Source organism: Zavarzinia sp. (genome assembly GCF_041650655.1).
Taxonomy (GTDB): Bacteria; Pseudomonadota; Alphaproteobacteria; order Zavarziniales; family Zavarziniaceae; genus Zavarzinia.
The window spans coordinates 1-13,920 of sequence record NZ_JBAZKR010000096.1; the positions used below are offsets into that span (position 1 = coordinate 1).

Annotated in this window: 14 protein-coding genes; 8 read left to right on the plus strand and 6 right to left on the minus strand. The window is 67.9% G+C overall.

Annotation, left to right across the window (positions count from 1 at the left end; all coding sequences use genetic code 11):
* Window positions 1-732, plus strand: a 732-nt coding sequence (locus tag WC493_RS17925; RefSeq protein ID WP_373067020.1) for a glutamate ligase domain-containing protein, incomplete at its 5' end; no start/stop codon positions are given.
* Window positions 733-1,036: 304 nt separating this feature from the next.
* Here the strand turns inward: WC493_RS17925 and WC493_RS17930 are convergent.
* Window positions 1,037-1,666: an SCO family protein gene (locus WC493_RS17930; RefSeq protein ID WP_373067022.1), complete on the minus strand. Its 630-nt coding sequence runs from the start codon at window positions 1,664-1,666 to the stop codon at window positions 1,037-1,039.
* A gap of 71 nt (window positions 1,667-1,737) precedes the next feature.
* Here WC493_RS17930 and WC493_RS17935 point away from each other — a divergent pair, with 71 nt between their 5' ends.
* The 6 genes from WC493_RS17935 to WC493_RS17960 all read left to right on the plus strand — a co-directional run bounded on the left by WC493_RS17935 (window position 1,738) and on the right by WC493_RS17960 (window position 5,696).
* Entirely contained in the window at window positions 1,738-2,166 is a 429-nt protein-coding gene (locus WC493_RS17935; RefSeq protein WP_373067023.1) for a copper chaperone PCu(A)C, read from the plus strand.
* Window positions 2,167-2,359: 193 nt separating this feature from the next.
* Window positions 2,360-2,875 carry a DUF6306 domain-containing protein gene (locus WC493_RS17940; RefSeq protein WP_373067024.1) on the plus strand — a complete coding sequence of 172 codons (516 nt, stop codon included), beginning with the start codon at window positions 2,360-2,362 and terminating at the stop codon, window positions 2,873-2,875.
* A 28-nt stretch (window positions 2,876-2,903) separates the two neighbouring features.
* Window positions 2,904-3,389, plus strand: a complete 486-nt coding sequence (locus tag WC493_RS17945) for a hypothetical protein (RefSeq protein ID WP_373067026.1) — start codon at window positions 2,904-2,906, stop codon at window positions 3,387-3,389.
* Window positions 3,356-4,123, plus strand: a complete 768-nt coding sequence (locus WC493_RS17950; RefSeq protein ID WP_373067027.1) for an SDR family oxidoreductase — start codon at window positions 3,356-3,358, stop codon at window positions 4,121-4,123. Before WC493_RS17945 ends, WC493_RS17950 begins: the two co-directional genes overlap by 34 nt.
* 26 nt (window positions 4,124-4,149) lie before the next feature.
* On the plus strand, window positions 4,150-4,821 hold the full coding sequence (locus WC493_RS17955; protein WP_373067028.1) for a nitroreductase: 672 nt from the start codon (window positions 4,150-4,152) through the stop codon (window positions 4,819-4,821).
* A gap of 11 nt (window positions 4,822-4,832) precedes the next feature.
* Window positions 4,833-5,696, plus strand: a complete 864-nt coding sequence (locus WC493_RS17960; protein WP_373067029.1) for a pirin family protein — start codon at window positions 4,833-4,835, stop codon at window positions 5,694-5,696.
* On the opposite strand, the gene WC493_RS17965 is transcribed toward WC493_RS17960, so the two are convergent.
* Both WC493_RS17965 and WC493_RS17970 read right to left on the minus strand, forming a co-directional pair.
* Window positions 5,677-8,757, minus strand: coding sequence for an efflux RND transporter permease subunit (locus WC493_RS17965; RefSeq protein WP_373067030.1), 3,081 nt, complete (start codon window positions 8,755-8,757; stop codon window positions 5,677-5,679). The two genes, WC493_RS17960 and WC493_RS17965, sit on opposite strands and share 20 nt — an antisense overlap.
* A 12-nt stretch (window positions 8,758-8,769) precedes the next feature.
* Window positions 8,770-9,876 carry an efflux RND transporter periplasmic adaptor subunit gene (locus WC493_RS17970; RefSeq protein ID WP_373067032.1) on the minus strand — a complete coding sequence of 369 codons (1,107 nt, stop codon included), beginning with the start codon at window positions 9,874-9,876 and terminating at the stop codon, window positions 8,770-8,772.
* A gap of 67 nt (window positions 9,877-9,943) precedes the next feature.
* Here WC493_RS17970 and WC493_RS17975 point away from each other — a divergent pair, with 67 nt between their 5' ends.
* Window positions 9,944-10,618: a TetR/AcrR family transcriptional regulator gene (locus tag WC493_RS17975; protein WP_373067033.1), complete on the plus strand. Its 675-nt coding sequence runs from the start codon at window positions 9,944-9,946 to the stop codon at window positions 10,616-10,618.
* Between the two features lie 24 nt (window positions 10,619-10,642).
* On the opposite strand, the gene phnX is transcribed toward WC493_RS17975, so the two are convergent.
* The 3 genes from phnX to WC493_RS17990 all read right to left on the minus strand — a co-directional run.
* Entirely contained in the window at window positions 10,643-11,461 is an 819-nt protein-coding gene (phnX, locus tag WC493_RS17980) for a phosphonoacetaldehyde hydrolase (RefSeq protein WP_373067034.1), read from the minus strand.
* 68 nt (window positions 11,462-11,529) lie between these two features.
* Complete coding sequence (locus tag WC493_RS17985) at window positions 11,530-13,464, minus strand: TadG family pilus assembly protein (RefSeq protein ID WP_373067035.1); 1,935 nt, start codon at window positions 13,462-13,464, stop codon at window positions 11,530-11,532.
* A 241-nt stretch (window positions 13,465-13,705) separates the two neighbouring features.
* The coding region (locus WC493_RS17990) for a hypothetical protein (RefSeq protein WP_373067037.1) at window positions 13,706-13,920 on the minus strand (215 nt) is incomplete at its 5' end.

Below are 13,920 nucleotides of genomic sequence, written 5' to 3' on the forward strand. Positions count from 1 at the left end.
ATGAAGCCCGACGTGCCCTGCGTGCTCGGCCCCCAAGCCGACGAGGCGCTGGCCGTCTTCTGCGAGCGGGCCGACGTGCTGGACGCGCCCCTGATCGCCGAAGGGGCCGATTACGCCGCCCGGCCGACGGCCGAGGGCTTCGTCTTCCGGGGTGGCGGGCGCGAGAACTGGGTCCTGCCCCGGCCGGCGCTGGAAGGCCCGCATCAGATCGTCAATGCCGCCATGGCCGTCGCCGCCGCCTTGCTGCTCGATCTGCCGGAAGATGCGATCGAGCGGGGGCTGCGCGACGCTCGCTGGCCCGCCCGGATGCAGCGTCTCGCCCGCGGCCCCCTGGTCGAGGCCCTGCCGGCCGGGGCCGAACTCTGGCTCGACGGCGGCCATAATCCCCATGGTGCGCGCGCCCAGGTGGCGGCGCTCACGGCGCTCGGTACCGACGGACGGCCGGCTGCGCTGGTGGTCGGCCTGCTCTCGACCAAGGATGCGGCCGGCTATTTCGCCGCCTTCGCCCCGCTCGCCCTGCCGGTCGTCGCCGTCACCATCCCGGGCGAGGAACAGGCCCGCCCGGCGGAAGAGATCGCTGCTGCCGCCACCGCCGCCGGCCTCGCCGCCGAGACGGCACCCGGCCTCGAAGCGGCGGTGGCGCGCGCCGCCGAACGGGCCGGGCCGCGGGCGCGCGTGCTGATCGCCGGCTCCCTCCACCTCGCCGGCCGGGTGCTGGCGGCGAACGGCTGAGGCTGACCGGCAGGCTTGCCGACGTTGTCTCCAGGCGCGGTCTGCGGCTGCCCGATCAACGAAATCGGGGCGTTTGCGACGTCTGTGCACCACTCCCCATTGTCATGCCCGGGCTCGTCCCGGGCATCCACGTCGAGACGAGGCATAGCTGTCGACGTCGGAGGAGGCTTGCCGACGTAGATGGCCGGGACAAGCCCGGCCATGACGAGTTCGGGTGGGGAGGACGGAGGAGAACCGCCCGAGCGACGTCACTTTCCCGGCCCGATTTCCTCAAGCGGACCGCCGCCCGGCAACGGCGTCCGCGTCAGCCGCCGACCTTCTGGCGCAGCGCGTCGGCCAGGGCCTTGGGGTCCATGTCGTGGCTGTAGATGTCCTTCAGCCTGCCGTCGGGTCCCATGAGATAGAGCAGGGTCGAATGATCCATCGAATAGTCCGCCCCTTCGCCGCGCCGGACGGCGACCACGCGATAGGCCTTCAGGGCGGCGTCGATCGCCGGGCGGTCGCCGGTCAGGCCGGTGATGCGGGGATCGAAGGACGAGGTATAGGCCTTCAGCTCGGCCGCCCCGTCGCGTTCGGGATCGACGGTGATGAACAGGGGCTGGATCTTGTCCGCCGCCGGCCCCAGGTCCTTCAGCACCGTGTCGAGCTCGGCCAGCGTGGTCGGGCAGACGTCGGGGCAATAGGTATAGCCGAAGAAGACGAGCAGGAACTTGCCGGGCCAGCTCTTCTCGGTCACCGGCTTGCCGTCCTCGTCGGTCAGGCTGAATGGCCCGCCGACGGCACCCGCCAGTTCGTGATCGGGCGGCAGGCCGTTGCTCGCGACGGGGGTGCCCTGGTCGGGCCCCTGCCGGTCGAGGTAAGTGATTTCGACCCAGGCCAGTACGGCGATGGCGATCAGGGCGGCGATGATTAGAATGGGGGTCTTGGCGCGCATGGCCGTCAGGTGAACCCTTGAGGGCCGGCAGGTCAAGTCCGCACCGGACGCCGACAGCAGGCAGTGAAGGCATGATCGGAAAACACGTTCTCTTCCCGCTCGCCCTCATGCTGGCGCCCGCCCCGGCGACGGCCCGCGAGATCCAGGCGGGCGACCTCGTCGTCGACCGCGCCTGGATCGCGGCCCCGGCGACCGGCGAGGCCGCGGCCTATCTGACCCTGTTCGGCGCCAAGGGCGACGACCGCCTGATCGGCGCCGAAACACCGGCGGCCGCGCGCTGCGAATTGCGCCACGAGGCGGCCGGCGGCGGCGCCAAGCCGGTCGACGAAATCGAGGTCGCTTCGCAAGAGACGGTGATCCTGGCCCCGGGCGGCTATCGCATCGCCCTCGTCGACCTGGTCCACCCGCTCGCCGACGGGGCCAAGGTGCCGGTCACCCTGCTGTTCGAGAAGGCGGGCCGGGTTACCGTCGACTTCGCCGTGACGCAGGCGGCCCGATGACGCATCGGCCATGCCGGGTTTCGGCCCCTGCACGCATATGCGATCTTCGATCAGGGCATGACTATGGCGCTTCGGTCGGCGGGCCGATCGTGCTTAAGTGCAATAGACATTGACGGATGCGGCCTTGCGCGTGCCCGTTGCCTGGGCCCCCTGGCCGGACGATCCGCCTCGTGAAAACAGGACTTAGCGACAAGTGACAGCCGTAGAACGTACCCACGCCGTGGCGCAGGAAACCGATGCCGTACATCCGCTCGGCGCCCATGGCGAACTGAAGGCCCAGCGCTTCGACGGGCCGCTGACCGATACGGAACTGAACGCCCTCCTGAATTTGCTGATCGAGACGATCCGGGCCGGCGCCAAGGTGGCCGCCGTCTTCGCCTGCCGCGCCTCGTGCCAGGACAAGCGGGGCATGTATCTCGACATTCAGGCCGATGCCTGCAAGGCCGTCCAGGGCCTGTCGCGCCTGTTGCGCGCCCGCGGCCAGGAGCCGTCGGAAGCGACCAACGGCTTCTTCGAACGCGCCATGGACCTGCCCGAGAAGGCCGACCGCGTGGCCTTCTTCCTGCGCGGACAGGCGTGGCTGCTCGCCACCCTGACCGAGGCCCTGCCCCATCTGCCCGAGGCCGAGGTGAAGGCCGTCTTCGCGGACTGCATCGAAACGGTCCGGCGCAACAGCGAACGGGCGACGGCCTATAAGGCCGGCCACTGAGCCACCGCTTCCAGCCCGGGATCTCGTCATGCTGATGGCCTTTCTGGTCGGTGTCGGCCTTCTTTTGCTGGGCGCTTTCCTGGGCCGGAGCATGTTGCCGGCGCCCTGGAACCGGATCGCCTTCCTCGTCCTCGGCGTGCCGTCGATCGGCCTCCTCGTGCTCGGCGGAGGCGCCGCGATCTATTTCTATTCGGCCTGCGAGGAGACCTGGCAGGTCGTGCACGACAGCGCCGACCAGACCATGACCGCGCGCCTGAAGACGATCGACTGCGGCGATCCCGAAGCGCGCACCTATGACGTCACGGTCAGCTTCCTCGATTCGGAGGGCAAGCCGGTCGACCGCACCATCCTGCGCGCCCACGGCAAACCCGCCCCGACCGAAGTGACCGAGACCGGGCCGAAGCGTTTCGCCGTCGCCTTCGAAGACGGCAGCAAATACGAAACCACGCTCCAGGGCGACAAATCCGAGCCCGACCGGGTGTGGTCGATCATCGACGGCAAGGTGCTGCCCTGAGCGGCAGGCCGGCCGCCCTGGTCACCGGCGCCGGCAAGCGGATCGGCGCCGCCTTCGCCCGCCATCTGGCCGCCCGCGGCTTCGCCGTCCTCCTCCATCATAACGCCAGTGCCGACGAGGCCGGACAAGTCGCGGCCGAGATCCGCGCGGCCGGCGGCACCTGCCACCTGCTCGCCGCCGACCTCGCCGATGCCGCTGCCGTCGAAACCCTGGTCGGCCGGGCCACGGCGCTGGAGCCTGGGCTGAACCTGCTGGTCAACAGCGCCGCCCGCTTCGTGCACGACCGGATCGAGAACCTGACGCGGGCCAATTGGGACGCCCACTTGGCGGTCGACCTTTCCGCCCCCGCCTTCCTGTCGCGCGATTTCGCCGCCCATGTGGCGGCCGAGGGTGGGCGCGGCCTGATCGTCAACATGGTGGATTTCAAGCTCTCTGGCCGGCCCGATCCGGCCTTCCTGTCCTATACCGTGGCCAAGGCCGGGCTCGCCGCCCTGACCGAGCTGCTGGCCGTCGCCCTGGCGCCCGCCGTCCGCGTCGTCGCCATCGCCCCCGGCTATACGCTGCCCGGCGGCAAGCAGACGGCGGAAGGTTTCGAGCGCGCCTTCAAGGCCGCCCCCCTCGGCGCCGGCTCGACGCCGGACGACCTCTGCCGGGCGCTGGACTATGCGATCGACAGCCCGGCGGTGACCGGCACGACCCTCCTGGTGGACGGCGGCATGCATCTGTTACGTTGACGTAAACGTAAAGGGAGGAGAGCCCGATGAAAGTGTCCGAGGCCCTGGAAAGCCGCCTGTCCGTGCGCAGCTTCCTGGCCGACCCGGTGCCGGTCGAAACGATTCGGGCGATCCTGGAAACGGCCAAGCGGGCACCGTCCGGCGGCAACCTCCAGCCCTGGCAGGTCTATGTCGTGACCGGCGCCAAGCTCACCGAGCTGAAGGCCCTGATCCAGTCGCGCCTGGGTGTGACGCCCAAGGGCGAAGGCACGGAATATCACATCTATCCGCCGGACCTGTCCGAGCCCTACAACAGCCGCCGCTTCCGCGTGGGCGAGCAGCTCTATGCCGCTATCGACATCCCGCGCGACAACAAATTCGGCCGCCTGCTGCAGTTCGCCCGCAATTTCGAATTGTTCGGCGCGCCCGCCGCCCTGTTCTTCGCCATCGACCGCCAGATGCAGCAGGGCCAATGGGCCGATCTCGGCATGTTCATGCAGTCGATCATGCTGCTGGCAAGGGAATATGGGCTCGACACCTGCCCACAGGAGGCCTGGGCGATCTGGCACAAGACGCTCGGCGAATTCCTGGGGATTCCGGACAATCTGATGCTCTTCGCCGGCATGGCGCTCGGCTATCGTGAGGCGGACCACCCGCTCAACCACCTGCGCACCGAACGCGCCGCCCTCGAGGAATTCACCACTTTCTTCGGGGATTGAGGAGAGCCGCGATGCCCAAGACCGAACTGCTGATCGAGGGCCGCCAGCGCGAGCTGGTGCCCGGGTTTTCCGTCCGCCGCATCCTGCCCTTCGCCGCCCGGCGCCATGTCGGTCCCTTCGTCTTCCTCGACCATATGGGGCCGGTCGATGCCGGGCCGCGCGGCATCGCCGATGTCCGCCCCCATCCCCATATCGGCCTCGCCACCGTGACCTGGCTGTTCTCGGGCGAGATCGTGCACCGCGATTCGCTCGGCTACGTCCAGCCGATCCGGCCGGGCGAACTGAATTGGATGAGTGCGGGCCGCGCCATCGTCCATTCGGAGCGGATGCCGGAAGACGTGCCCGTCGTGCATCTGCACGGCGTCCAGGCCTGGGTCGCCCTGCCCCAGGCGATGGAGGAGAGCGAGCCCTTCTTCACCCATGTCGGCCGCGACCGCCTGCCGGTGGTCTACGAGCCGGGCGCCCGGCTCACCGTGATCGCCGGCACCGCCTATGGCGCCACCGCCGATCTCGCCCTGCCCTCGCCCCTGTTCTATGTCGAGGCGCGGCTGGATCCCGGCGCAGAACTGGAGCTGCCCGCGGACCATGCCGAGCGCGGCGCCTATGTCGTCTCGGGCTGCGTTAGCGCGGGCGAAGGCGAGATCGGCGAAGGCACGCTCGCCGTCTTCACCCCGGGCGAGGCGATCACCCTGAAGGCGGAGACCGGCGCCCTGGTCATGCTGCTGGGCGGCGCCCCCCTGGACGGGGAGCGCCACATCTATTGGAACTTCGTCTCGAGCGACCGCGAGCGGATCGAGCGGGCCAAGACCGCCTGGCGGGAAGGCCGCTTCCCCAAGGTGCCGGGCGACGACGAGTTCATTCCCCTGCCGCCGTGACGGCGCCCGAGACTTCGTCGTCCTCGGCCAGTTTCTTGGGCGCCAGCAGCAGATACATGGCGGGCGTCACCAGGCGCGACAGGAAGGTCGAGGTGACCAGCCCGCCGATGATGACGATCGCCAGCGGCGAATAGAGGCCCGAGCCCTCGAGGGCGAGCGGCGCCAGGCCGCCGACCGCGGTCATCGAGGTGAGCAGCACGGGCAGGAAGCGGATCTCGCCCGCCTGCTCGATCGCTTCCTTGAGGCCCATGCCCTGGAGGCGCAACTGGGTCGTGAAATCGACCAGCAGGATCGAATTCTTGATCTCGATGCCGATCAGCGCGATGAAGCCGACCACTGCGGTGAAGCTCAGCGTGTAACCCGTGAGATAGAGTGCCACCAGGCCGCCGATGACGCCGAGCGGGATGACGCCCGCGACCACGGCGCTCGACGAGAAGGAGCGGAACTCCAGGATCAGCACGGCGACGATGCCGAAGACCGCGACCAGGATGGCGTTGGAGAGACCAGCGAAGCTCTTCTGCCGCGCCTCCGCCTCGCCGCCCAGGGCCAGGCGATAGCCCGGCGGCAGGTTCAGGGTCTTCAGCGCCTTCTGTACTTCGGCCGTGACGCGCTCGGTATTGAAGCCGGTCACCGTATAGGCGGTGACGGTCACCGAGCGTTCGCGGTCGTAACGGTCGATCCGGGCGGGGCCGGCCTCGAAGCGGGGATCGGTCACGCTGGCGAGCGGGGTGGCACCGGCCGCGGTCGGGACATAGATCCGGCCGAGGGCCTCGAGGTCGTGGCGCGTCTCCAGCGGGGCGCGCACCACGACGGGGAAATCGTCGCCGTCGTCCTCGCGGAAGCTCGCCACCTGCTCGCCCGAGAGAGCGAGGCGGAGCGAACGGTCGATGGCACCGGCCGGCACGCCGAGCACCGCCGCCTTGGCCTCGTCGATGCCGAGGTCGAGGTCGGTGCGGTCGAGGCGGAGCGGGTTCACCACGTCGCGCACCCCCGGCACGCTCTCCATCGTGCGGGTGAGCTGGGCCGCCAGGGATTTCAGCGTCTCCAGGTTGGGGCCGGTGATGCGCATGGCGAGCGGCGCCTCGATCGGCGGGCCGTTCTGGAAGATGCGCACCACCATCTGGGTGCCCGGATAGCGGTCGAGCCGGCTGCGCAGGTCGTCGATCACCGCCGGGCTGGTCCGGCTGTCCCAATGATCGAGCTCGACGAAGACGGCGCCATGGGTCGGGTCGTCCTCGCGCGGAATGATGTTGTAGAAGATGCGGGGATTGCCGTGGCCGACGTTGGACATGACCCAGCGCACGCCCGCCGTCTTCGCGACCTCGCGCTCGACATAGCGGACGGCGGCATCGGTCTCGGCCAGGGCGGCACCGTCCGGCAGGTCGACGTCGATCACGAATTGCCGCGAATCCGCCGGCGGGAAGAGCGAGAAGCCGATCCGCGGCACCAGCATGATCGAGCCGGCGAAGAGCGCCGTGGCGATCAGGCAGGTGATCAGCGGCCGGCCCAGGGCGAGATGCAGCAGCGGGCGGTAGATCGTGTGGATGCCCTTCATGATGCCGCGCAGCAGCCAATTGCCTTCAGGGTTCTCGTGGCGCGACAGGATGCGGCTCGCGAGGAAGGGAATGATGGTGAGCGAGACGAAGAGCGAGGCGCCGACCGTATAGAGGACCGAGACGGGCAGCGAGCGGATGAATTTCCCCGCCCCTTCGGGCAGGAAGAGGAGCGGCAGGAAGGCCAGCATCAGGGTCGCGGTGCAGCCCACCACGGCGACCGCGATCTGCCCCATGCCGGAAATCGCCGCCTGCATGCGCGACATGCCTTCGCGGAGATGCCGGGCAATGTTCTCGGTCACCACGATCGAATCGTCGACCAGCAGGCCGAGCGCCAGCACGAAGCCCGCGATCGAGAGCTGATTGAGCGAGAAGCCGGAGAATTTGAGCAGGAAGACGCCGATCGCGAGCGACAGCGGGATCGACAGCATGACCACGATCGAAGCCCGGAAACCGAGCGGCAGCAAAGTGATCAACACGAGGCCGAGGGCGATGGCGAAGTCGCGGAACAGGTTGGAGAGCCGGTGGGTGACCGAGACCGACTGGTCGAAACCCCGCTCCATCTTGATGTTGGAGGGCAACTGGGTCTCGAAATCATCCAGGATGCGATAGATCGCATCGCGCATCTGGAAGATGTTCTGCCCGTCCTTCTGGTTCGCCGTGACGAAGACGGCGGGATGACCGTTGTAACGGGCGATATGATTGGGCTCGTCCGCCGCCCAGGACACGGTCGCGACGTCCGAGACCTTGAGCACCGTGCCGCCATGGGTGGTGATCACCGTATTGGCGACGTCGTCCAGCGTCTTGAAGTCGCCGAGACCCTTCACGTTGAAGCGGCGGGCGCCGGCATGGACGGCGCCGATCGGAATGCTCGCGCCCTGGGCCTTGAGGGCGTCGGCCACGGCCGAGGCGGGCACGCCGAGGTTGGACAGGCGCCCGAGGTCGAGGGCGACGCGCACCTCGGTCCGCGGTTCGCCCCAGACTTCGGTTTCGCGGACACCGGAAACCCGGTCGATCAAGTCCTTCAGGGTGCGGGCGCGCTCCTCGAGCTCGCGCGCGGGTGCCGTGTCGGAGACCAGGGCGACCTGCACGAAATTGGTCATGCTGGTCTCGATCCGCTTGATGTCCAGGCGGACCAGGCCTTCCGGCAGGGTGGCGCGGATCGCGTTGATCTCTCGCACCACCTGGTCGTATTTCCGCTCGGAATCGGCGTCCCAGTCGAAATGCACGGTGATCGCGGCGACGCCGTCGCGCGTCTTCGATTCGATCTTGTCGAGGTCGTCCAGTCCGTCGACCGCATCCTCGATCGGGTCGGTCACCAGCTTTTCCATGTCGACCGGATCGGCGCCCGGCAGCACGGCGACCACCGAGACGATGGGGGTCGGGAAATTGGGGTCTTCCGCCCGGGGAATCGACAGCAGGGCGGAAACGCCGACCGCCGCCAGCATGGCGAAGAGCACCAGGGTGAATTGCCACTGGCGGACGGAAAAGGCGCCGATCGAGCCCATGATCCCGCCCTCTTACTGCGCCGAACCGCCGGCGCGCAGAGCGACCAGATCGGTCACCTCCACCTTGTCGCCCTCGCGCAGGTAGCCGGCGCCGACCGAGACGACCTGCTCGCCCGGGGTCAGGCCGTCGCGGATCTGCACGTCGGTGCCGGTGAGCGGGCCGAAGGTGACATGGCGGCGCACCACGGTCTGGCTCTTCGGGTCGATCACGAAGACGCTGCCTTCCGAACCGAAGGCTTCCAGAATGGCGGCGGCGGGGATCACCACCGTCTTTACGTCGGCCGCCCCGCGCGGGCGGATGGCGGCATCGGCGATCAAGCCGGAGGGTAGCTGCAACGAGGTGTCGTCGAACGCCAGCTCGACCAGGAAGGCCCCGGTGCGCGGATCGCCCTTGGGGGCGATCCGGCTGACATGGGCCGTGGCGGGATCGGCAATGCCGGGCAGACGCACCGTCGCCGGATCACCGAGGGCGATCTTCACCACCTCGCGGTCGGCCAGGCCGACCTTCACCACCCGGCCCGAACCGGCGTCGCCGAGCAGCAGGATGGCGGCCCCGGCGGGCACGATCTGTCCGGTCTCGACCTCGCGCGCCAGGACGATGCCGTCGGCCGGGGCCTTGATCTCGGCCAGGCTGCGGTTGAAGGCGACGGCATCGCGATTGGCGATGGCGAGCTGGAGCGCCGTCCGTGCATCGTCCAGCCGGGCCTTGGAAGCGAAACCGCTGCCGACCAGCGGGGCGATACGGTCGACGTCGCGCTTCGCCTTGTCGACATTGGCTTCGGCTTCGCGCCACTGGGCGTCGATTTCCGACTGGTCGAGGTGAGCGAGCTGCTGGCCGGCGGTCACCTTGTCGCCGATGTCGACCGTGAAGCCCTCGATCATGCCGCCGATCTTGAAAGAGAGCGCCACTTCGCGCTTGTAGGCGACCAGGCCGGAGCCGCGCACGTCGGCGGCATCGGCGGCCAGACGAACCTCCGCCGCGGCGACCGGGCGCGCCTTCGGTGCCTGCGCTTCGCCCGACTGCGCGGCACTCTGGTCGCAGGCGCCGACGGCGAGAACGCCCAGGACGGCGAGCGCAGCACCGGCTAGCTTGCTGGCGAGCTTGCTGGTCGGGCGCATGGATCCTCCGGTTAACAGCATTAAGTTTACGCTGTTAAGTTACCTGAATCCGCGCTAGGGTCAAGCCATGATGCATGACCAGCCCCTGCCCGAGGATCCACCCGCCCGCCGCCGCCTGAGTGCGGAGGAAAGGCGTCGCCAGATTCTCGCCGCAGCCCGGGAAGTCTTCACCGAAGAAGGCATCGAGCGCGCCTCGATGCGCCGCATCGCGGACCGGGCCGGGGTGACCCCCACCCTGATCTACCGCCATTTCGCCGACAAGGAATCGCTCCTCCTCGCGATCTGCCAGGACTTCTTCCGTGGCCTGATCGAACGCGCCGAAAGCGATCCGCCGCCCAGCTCGGACGAGCCCTTCGCCCGCCTGCGGCGCCAGATGCGGATCTATGTCGATTTCGGGCTGGAGCACCCGGATGTCTATCGCCTGGTCTTCATGACCCGGCTGGCGGGGCTGAAGCGCGGCGACCTCGCCCAGGGCCATCGGCTTCGCAACGGCTGCCCCCCGCCGCCGGAGAGCGAAGGTTTCGGTACCCGCGCCTTCGCCATGCTGGAAAACGAGATCGCCCGCCTGATCGAGACGGGCGCGGTGAAGCCGATGGAGCCTTCCGCCCTGGCCGAGGCCGTGTGGGCGCTGGGCCATGGCCTTGTCTCCCTGCTGATCACCCACGACGATTTCGACTGGACCCCGCTCGAGCACCTGCTCGACGCCGCGATGGAGACGGTGCTGCACGGCATCGCCCGCTGAGCCCGGCGGGGGGTTCCTGGCCGGTCAGGCCGGCTTCTCGCCCTTGGCCAGACGGGCTTCGATCGCGTCGAGCACGGGCATCAGATCGGCCACCGAGTCGATCACATAGTCGGCACCGATGGCCTTGTGCTTTTCGATCGCGGCGGCGCGCAGCACCTGTTGCTCGGCTTCCGGCAGCGCCTCCCATTCGGCGCGCGACAGGCCGACCATATTGCCCGAAACGGCGAGGCCGACAGTCCAGGTCCCGGCCGCCTTGCCTTCCAGGATGCCGGGCTCGGTATCATCGACCTTGACCACGGCGGCGGGCGGATAGACGCCGAGATCGGCGAAGGTCCGATACATCATCAGCGGCCCCGGCCGGCCACCGGCGAGATCGCCGGCGCAGACCAGATTCTCCGGCACATAGCCGGCCGCTGCGGCGACCGGCACCAGGCGCTCCATGATCGAGCGGACATAGCCGGTGGTCGAGCCGATCTTGAGACCCCGCGCCCGGCACTGGCGCACGGTCGCCACGGCCCCCGGGATGAGATCGGCATAATCGGTCACCACCGCCTCGTTCAGGGGCACGAAGACGCGGTAGACCTCGTCGATATCGGCCTCGCCCGGGAGATGGCCGCGCGCCACGCGCCAGCGCTCGGCAATCGCGGGATCGGCCATCAGGGCGGCGATATGGGCGCGCTTGGGCAGGCCCATGGGTTTCCGGGCCTCGGCGATCGAAATCGCGACGCCGAGCCTGGCATAGGCTTCGACGAAAGCGCCCATGGGGGCCCGCGAGCCAAAGTCGACGATCGTCCCCGCCCAGTCGAACACCACGGCCTGGAGATGGGTGAAGGGATCGGACATGAACGGGGACTCCTGCTGCAATGCGCCAGGCTAGACTAGCGGCATTGCAGCGGGATGGCAGCCCCGGCCTATTGGCTGACCAGGCGCGGGTTGCCGCAGACGAGGTCGACCACGGCGACATCGGCGGTACCGACCTGGATGCCCAGGATGTTGAGCAAGAGGTCGACGATCGCATCGAGGATCGGCCCCAGCACCATGCCGATCAGGAAATCGCCGACGATATACTCGACCGCGGTCAGCAACGGCTGGAGCACATAATTGCCGAGGTAGCCGCCGAGCTGCAGGCCGAGAGCGTCGCGCAGATTCTTGCCCAGCGTGGTGATGATCTGCTTGGTGCCGACCTCGACCCCACTCGGGAAATCCTTGTTGTCCGGCAGATGGCCCGATTGTGAGAACAAGGCGGCGAGGTCGGGGAAGACATTCTTGTCGACCGCATCCGACCCCTTGACGTCGACATTGGCTGTGGGCGCCCCGATCGGCAGATTGACCCCGAGATCGACCGAGAGAATGTCGATCGGTGGATTGATCAGGCCCCACAGATTGTATTCGATGCCGAGGACGTGGAACGGATCGGCGTGGGCCGCCGCACTGTTGGACAGGAAGGCGGTGCGGTCGATCTGCCCGACATGGGCCGAGGCGAGGCCGGTATCGATCGACATCGAGACATAGCGATCGGCGGTATCGTCCGGATCGCAGCCGAGATGAGTGACCCGCGCCTGCGCCGGGGCCACCGAAAGGCCGACGCTCAGATTGTTGTTGGCGTGGGGACCGTAGGTCGGCAGCAGATCGAGATCCAGGCCGAGAAGCTGGAGAACGTCGAGCAGCCCGTTGACGACATAGAGGATGCCGGTCAACGGCCCCTGCCAATCGACCCGCAGCAGGAGGCGGATCTGCGCCGTGCGCAGCAGGTTGTCGCCGTTTTTGATGTCCTGTTCGGTGATCACGCGGTAGCCGGTCGGCGGCTGCGGCGGCTCGACCACCGAGACATCCAGGCTGGCGCCCAGGAAGGTGCCGAGGTTCACGGTCAAGGCGTGCTGGCCGGTCGCATTGGTGCCGGTCGAGGCCGCGAAGACCGACGCCATGATCAGGTCGAACAGATTGACCGGCACGGAAAGGCCGCTGTCGGTCTCGCCCAGGCCGACGCCGAGCAGGTCGCCGAGCTTGATCGACACGTCTTTGAGCTTGAGCAGCGGCAGCTTGTTGATGCCGGGAAAGGCGTCGCCCAGACCGATGCCGAGGCCGAGCGCCGTCTGGTCGCCGTTGTAGGCGTTGTGGGCGACGTCGGCCACCACGCCGAGGACGCCGAGCACCGAGACATCGGCATTGAGCAGCCCGTCGTAGTCGCCGGCCTGGAGCCCCACCTTGATGGCATATTGATTCAGGAAGGAGAGCAGCTCGATATTGGCGCCGAGCAACCCGTTGTAGTCGAGCACCGAGAGATTGACGTTGCCGCCCAGCAGGGCACCGAGAATCGCATTGAGCAGACCGCCCTTGAGCTGGGCCAGGCCGCTCGCGATCTTCACCGTGGCATAGCGCCCGGTGGTCATCGCCGTCGAGGTCGCTCCGACATCCAGTCTGTCGATGCCGATGATCGCCGAGAAGAAGCGGGGCGAATCCGTATTGGCCGTGAGTTCGACCGCATTGGGCGAGCCGGATTGGCTGGCCTCGGCCTTGAAACGGCTGCCGATCGGGCGGCTGCGACTATATTGGCCGAAACGGACCGAAGTGATGATCTCGGCCGCGAAGCCGTTCTGCGCCATCGTGGCATTGGCCGCGGCGAGCGCATTGCTGCGCTCCCGGCTACCGCCGTCCAGCGCGCGAGCGGCCGAGATGGCGGCGAGATCCAGGGCATCCTGCAAGCGCTGCTTCGAATAGAAACCGTAGCCGAGATCGACGACGAAGGCCGTCATCAAGATCAGCAGCGGCAGGACGACCGCGAAGAGGATGGCGGCGGCCCCGCGCTCGGAAGCGACCGATGAATGATTAAGCTGACGACGAGACATGGCTTCGACACACCCTGGCTGTGTGGTTGGCCGATCTTAACGGGATGAGAGTGCCCGCATAAAACCGTTATGGCGTCATTCTGATCCATAATTGGTTATCACAGCGCTAAGACGAGCCTTCCTCACATAACAAAAATGTTTTTGAATTCAGTATTTTAAAGGGGATCGGCGGACAATTGCTGGCAAGCCCGTTAACCACAAAACGGATCAATTTGCCACAATATCGGCCGAACCTGCCGACTCATTCCGCGCGATAGCGGATCGGAACCGGGGCATTGCCCTGGATGACGACGGCCCCCGTATCGGCCTCGAAGAGGACGACGCCGTCGATCCTGAAGCTGCCGCCGTTGGCCGCGCGGCAGCGGTCGAAGCTGAAGCGATCGCCCGTCAACGTCCAATGGCAGCTCCCCCGCGGGCTGGCGCCGAGGCCGGGCCCGGTGACGAAGGTCAGCGTGT

What these genes read in the sequence shown, in the direction of transcription:
- WC493_RS17960 (WP_373067029.1), top strand. Translation starts at nt 4,833, where the DNA reads ATGCCCAAGACCGAACTGCTGATCGAGGGCCGCCAGCGCGAGCTGGTG.
- WC493_RS17945 (WP_373067026.1), top strand. Translation starts at nt 2,904, where the DNA reads ATGCTGATGGCCTTTCTGGTCGGTGTCGGCCTTCTTTTGCTGGGCGCT.
- phnX (WP_373067034.1), bottom strand. Translation starts at nt 11,461, where the DNA reads ATGTCCGATCCCTTCACCCATCTCCAGGCCGTGGTGTTCGACTGGGCG.
- WC493_RS17955 (WP_373067028.1), top strand. Translation starts at nt 4,150, where the DNA reads ATGAAAGTGTCCGAGGCCCTGGAAAGCCGCCTGTCCGTGCGCAGCTTC.
- WC493_RS17965 (WP_373067030.1), bottom strand. Translation starts at nt 8,757, where the DNA reads ATGGGCTCGATCGGCGCCTTTTCCGTCCGCCAGTGGCAATTCACCCTG.
- WC493_RS17975 (WP_373067033.1), top strand. Translation starts at nt 9,944, where the DNA reads ATGATGCATGACCAGCCCCTGCCCGAGGATCCACCCGCCCGCCGCCGC.
- WC493_RS17935 (WP_373067023.1), top strand. Translation starts at nt 1,738, where the DNA reads ATGATCGGAAAACACGTTCTCTTCCCGCTCGCCCTCATGCTGGCGCCC.
- WC493_RS17970 (WP_373067032.1), bottom strand. Translation starts at nt 9,876, where the DNA reads ATGCGCCCGACCAGCAAGCTCGCCAGCAAGCTAGCCGGTGCTGCGCTC.
- WC493_RS17985 (WP_373067035.1), bottom strand. Translation starts at nt 13,464, where the DNA reads ATGTCTCGTCGTCAGCTTAATCATTCATCGGTCGCTTCCGAGCGCGGG.
- WC493_RS17930 (WP_373067022.1), bottom strand. Translation starts at nt 1,666, where the DNA reads ATGCGCGCCAAGACCCCCATTCTAATCATCGCCGCCCTGATCGCCATC.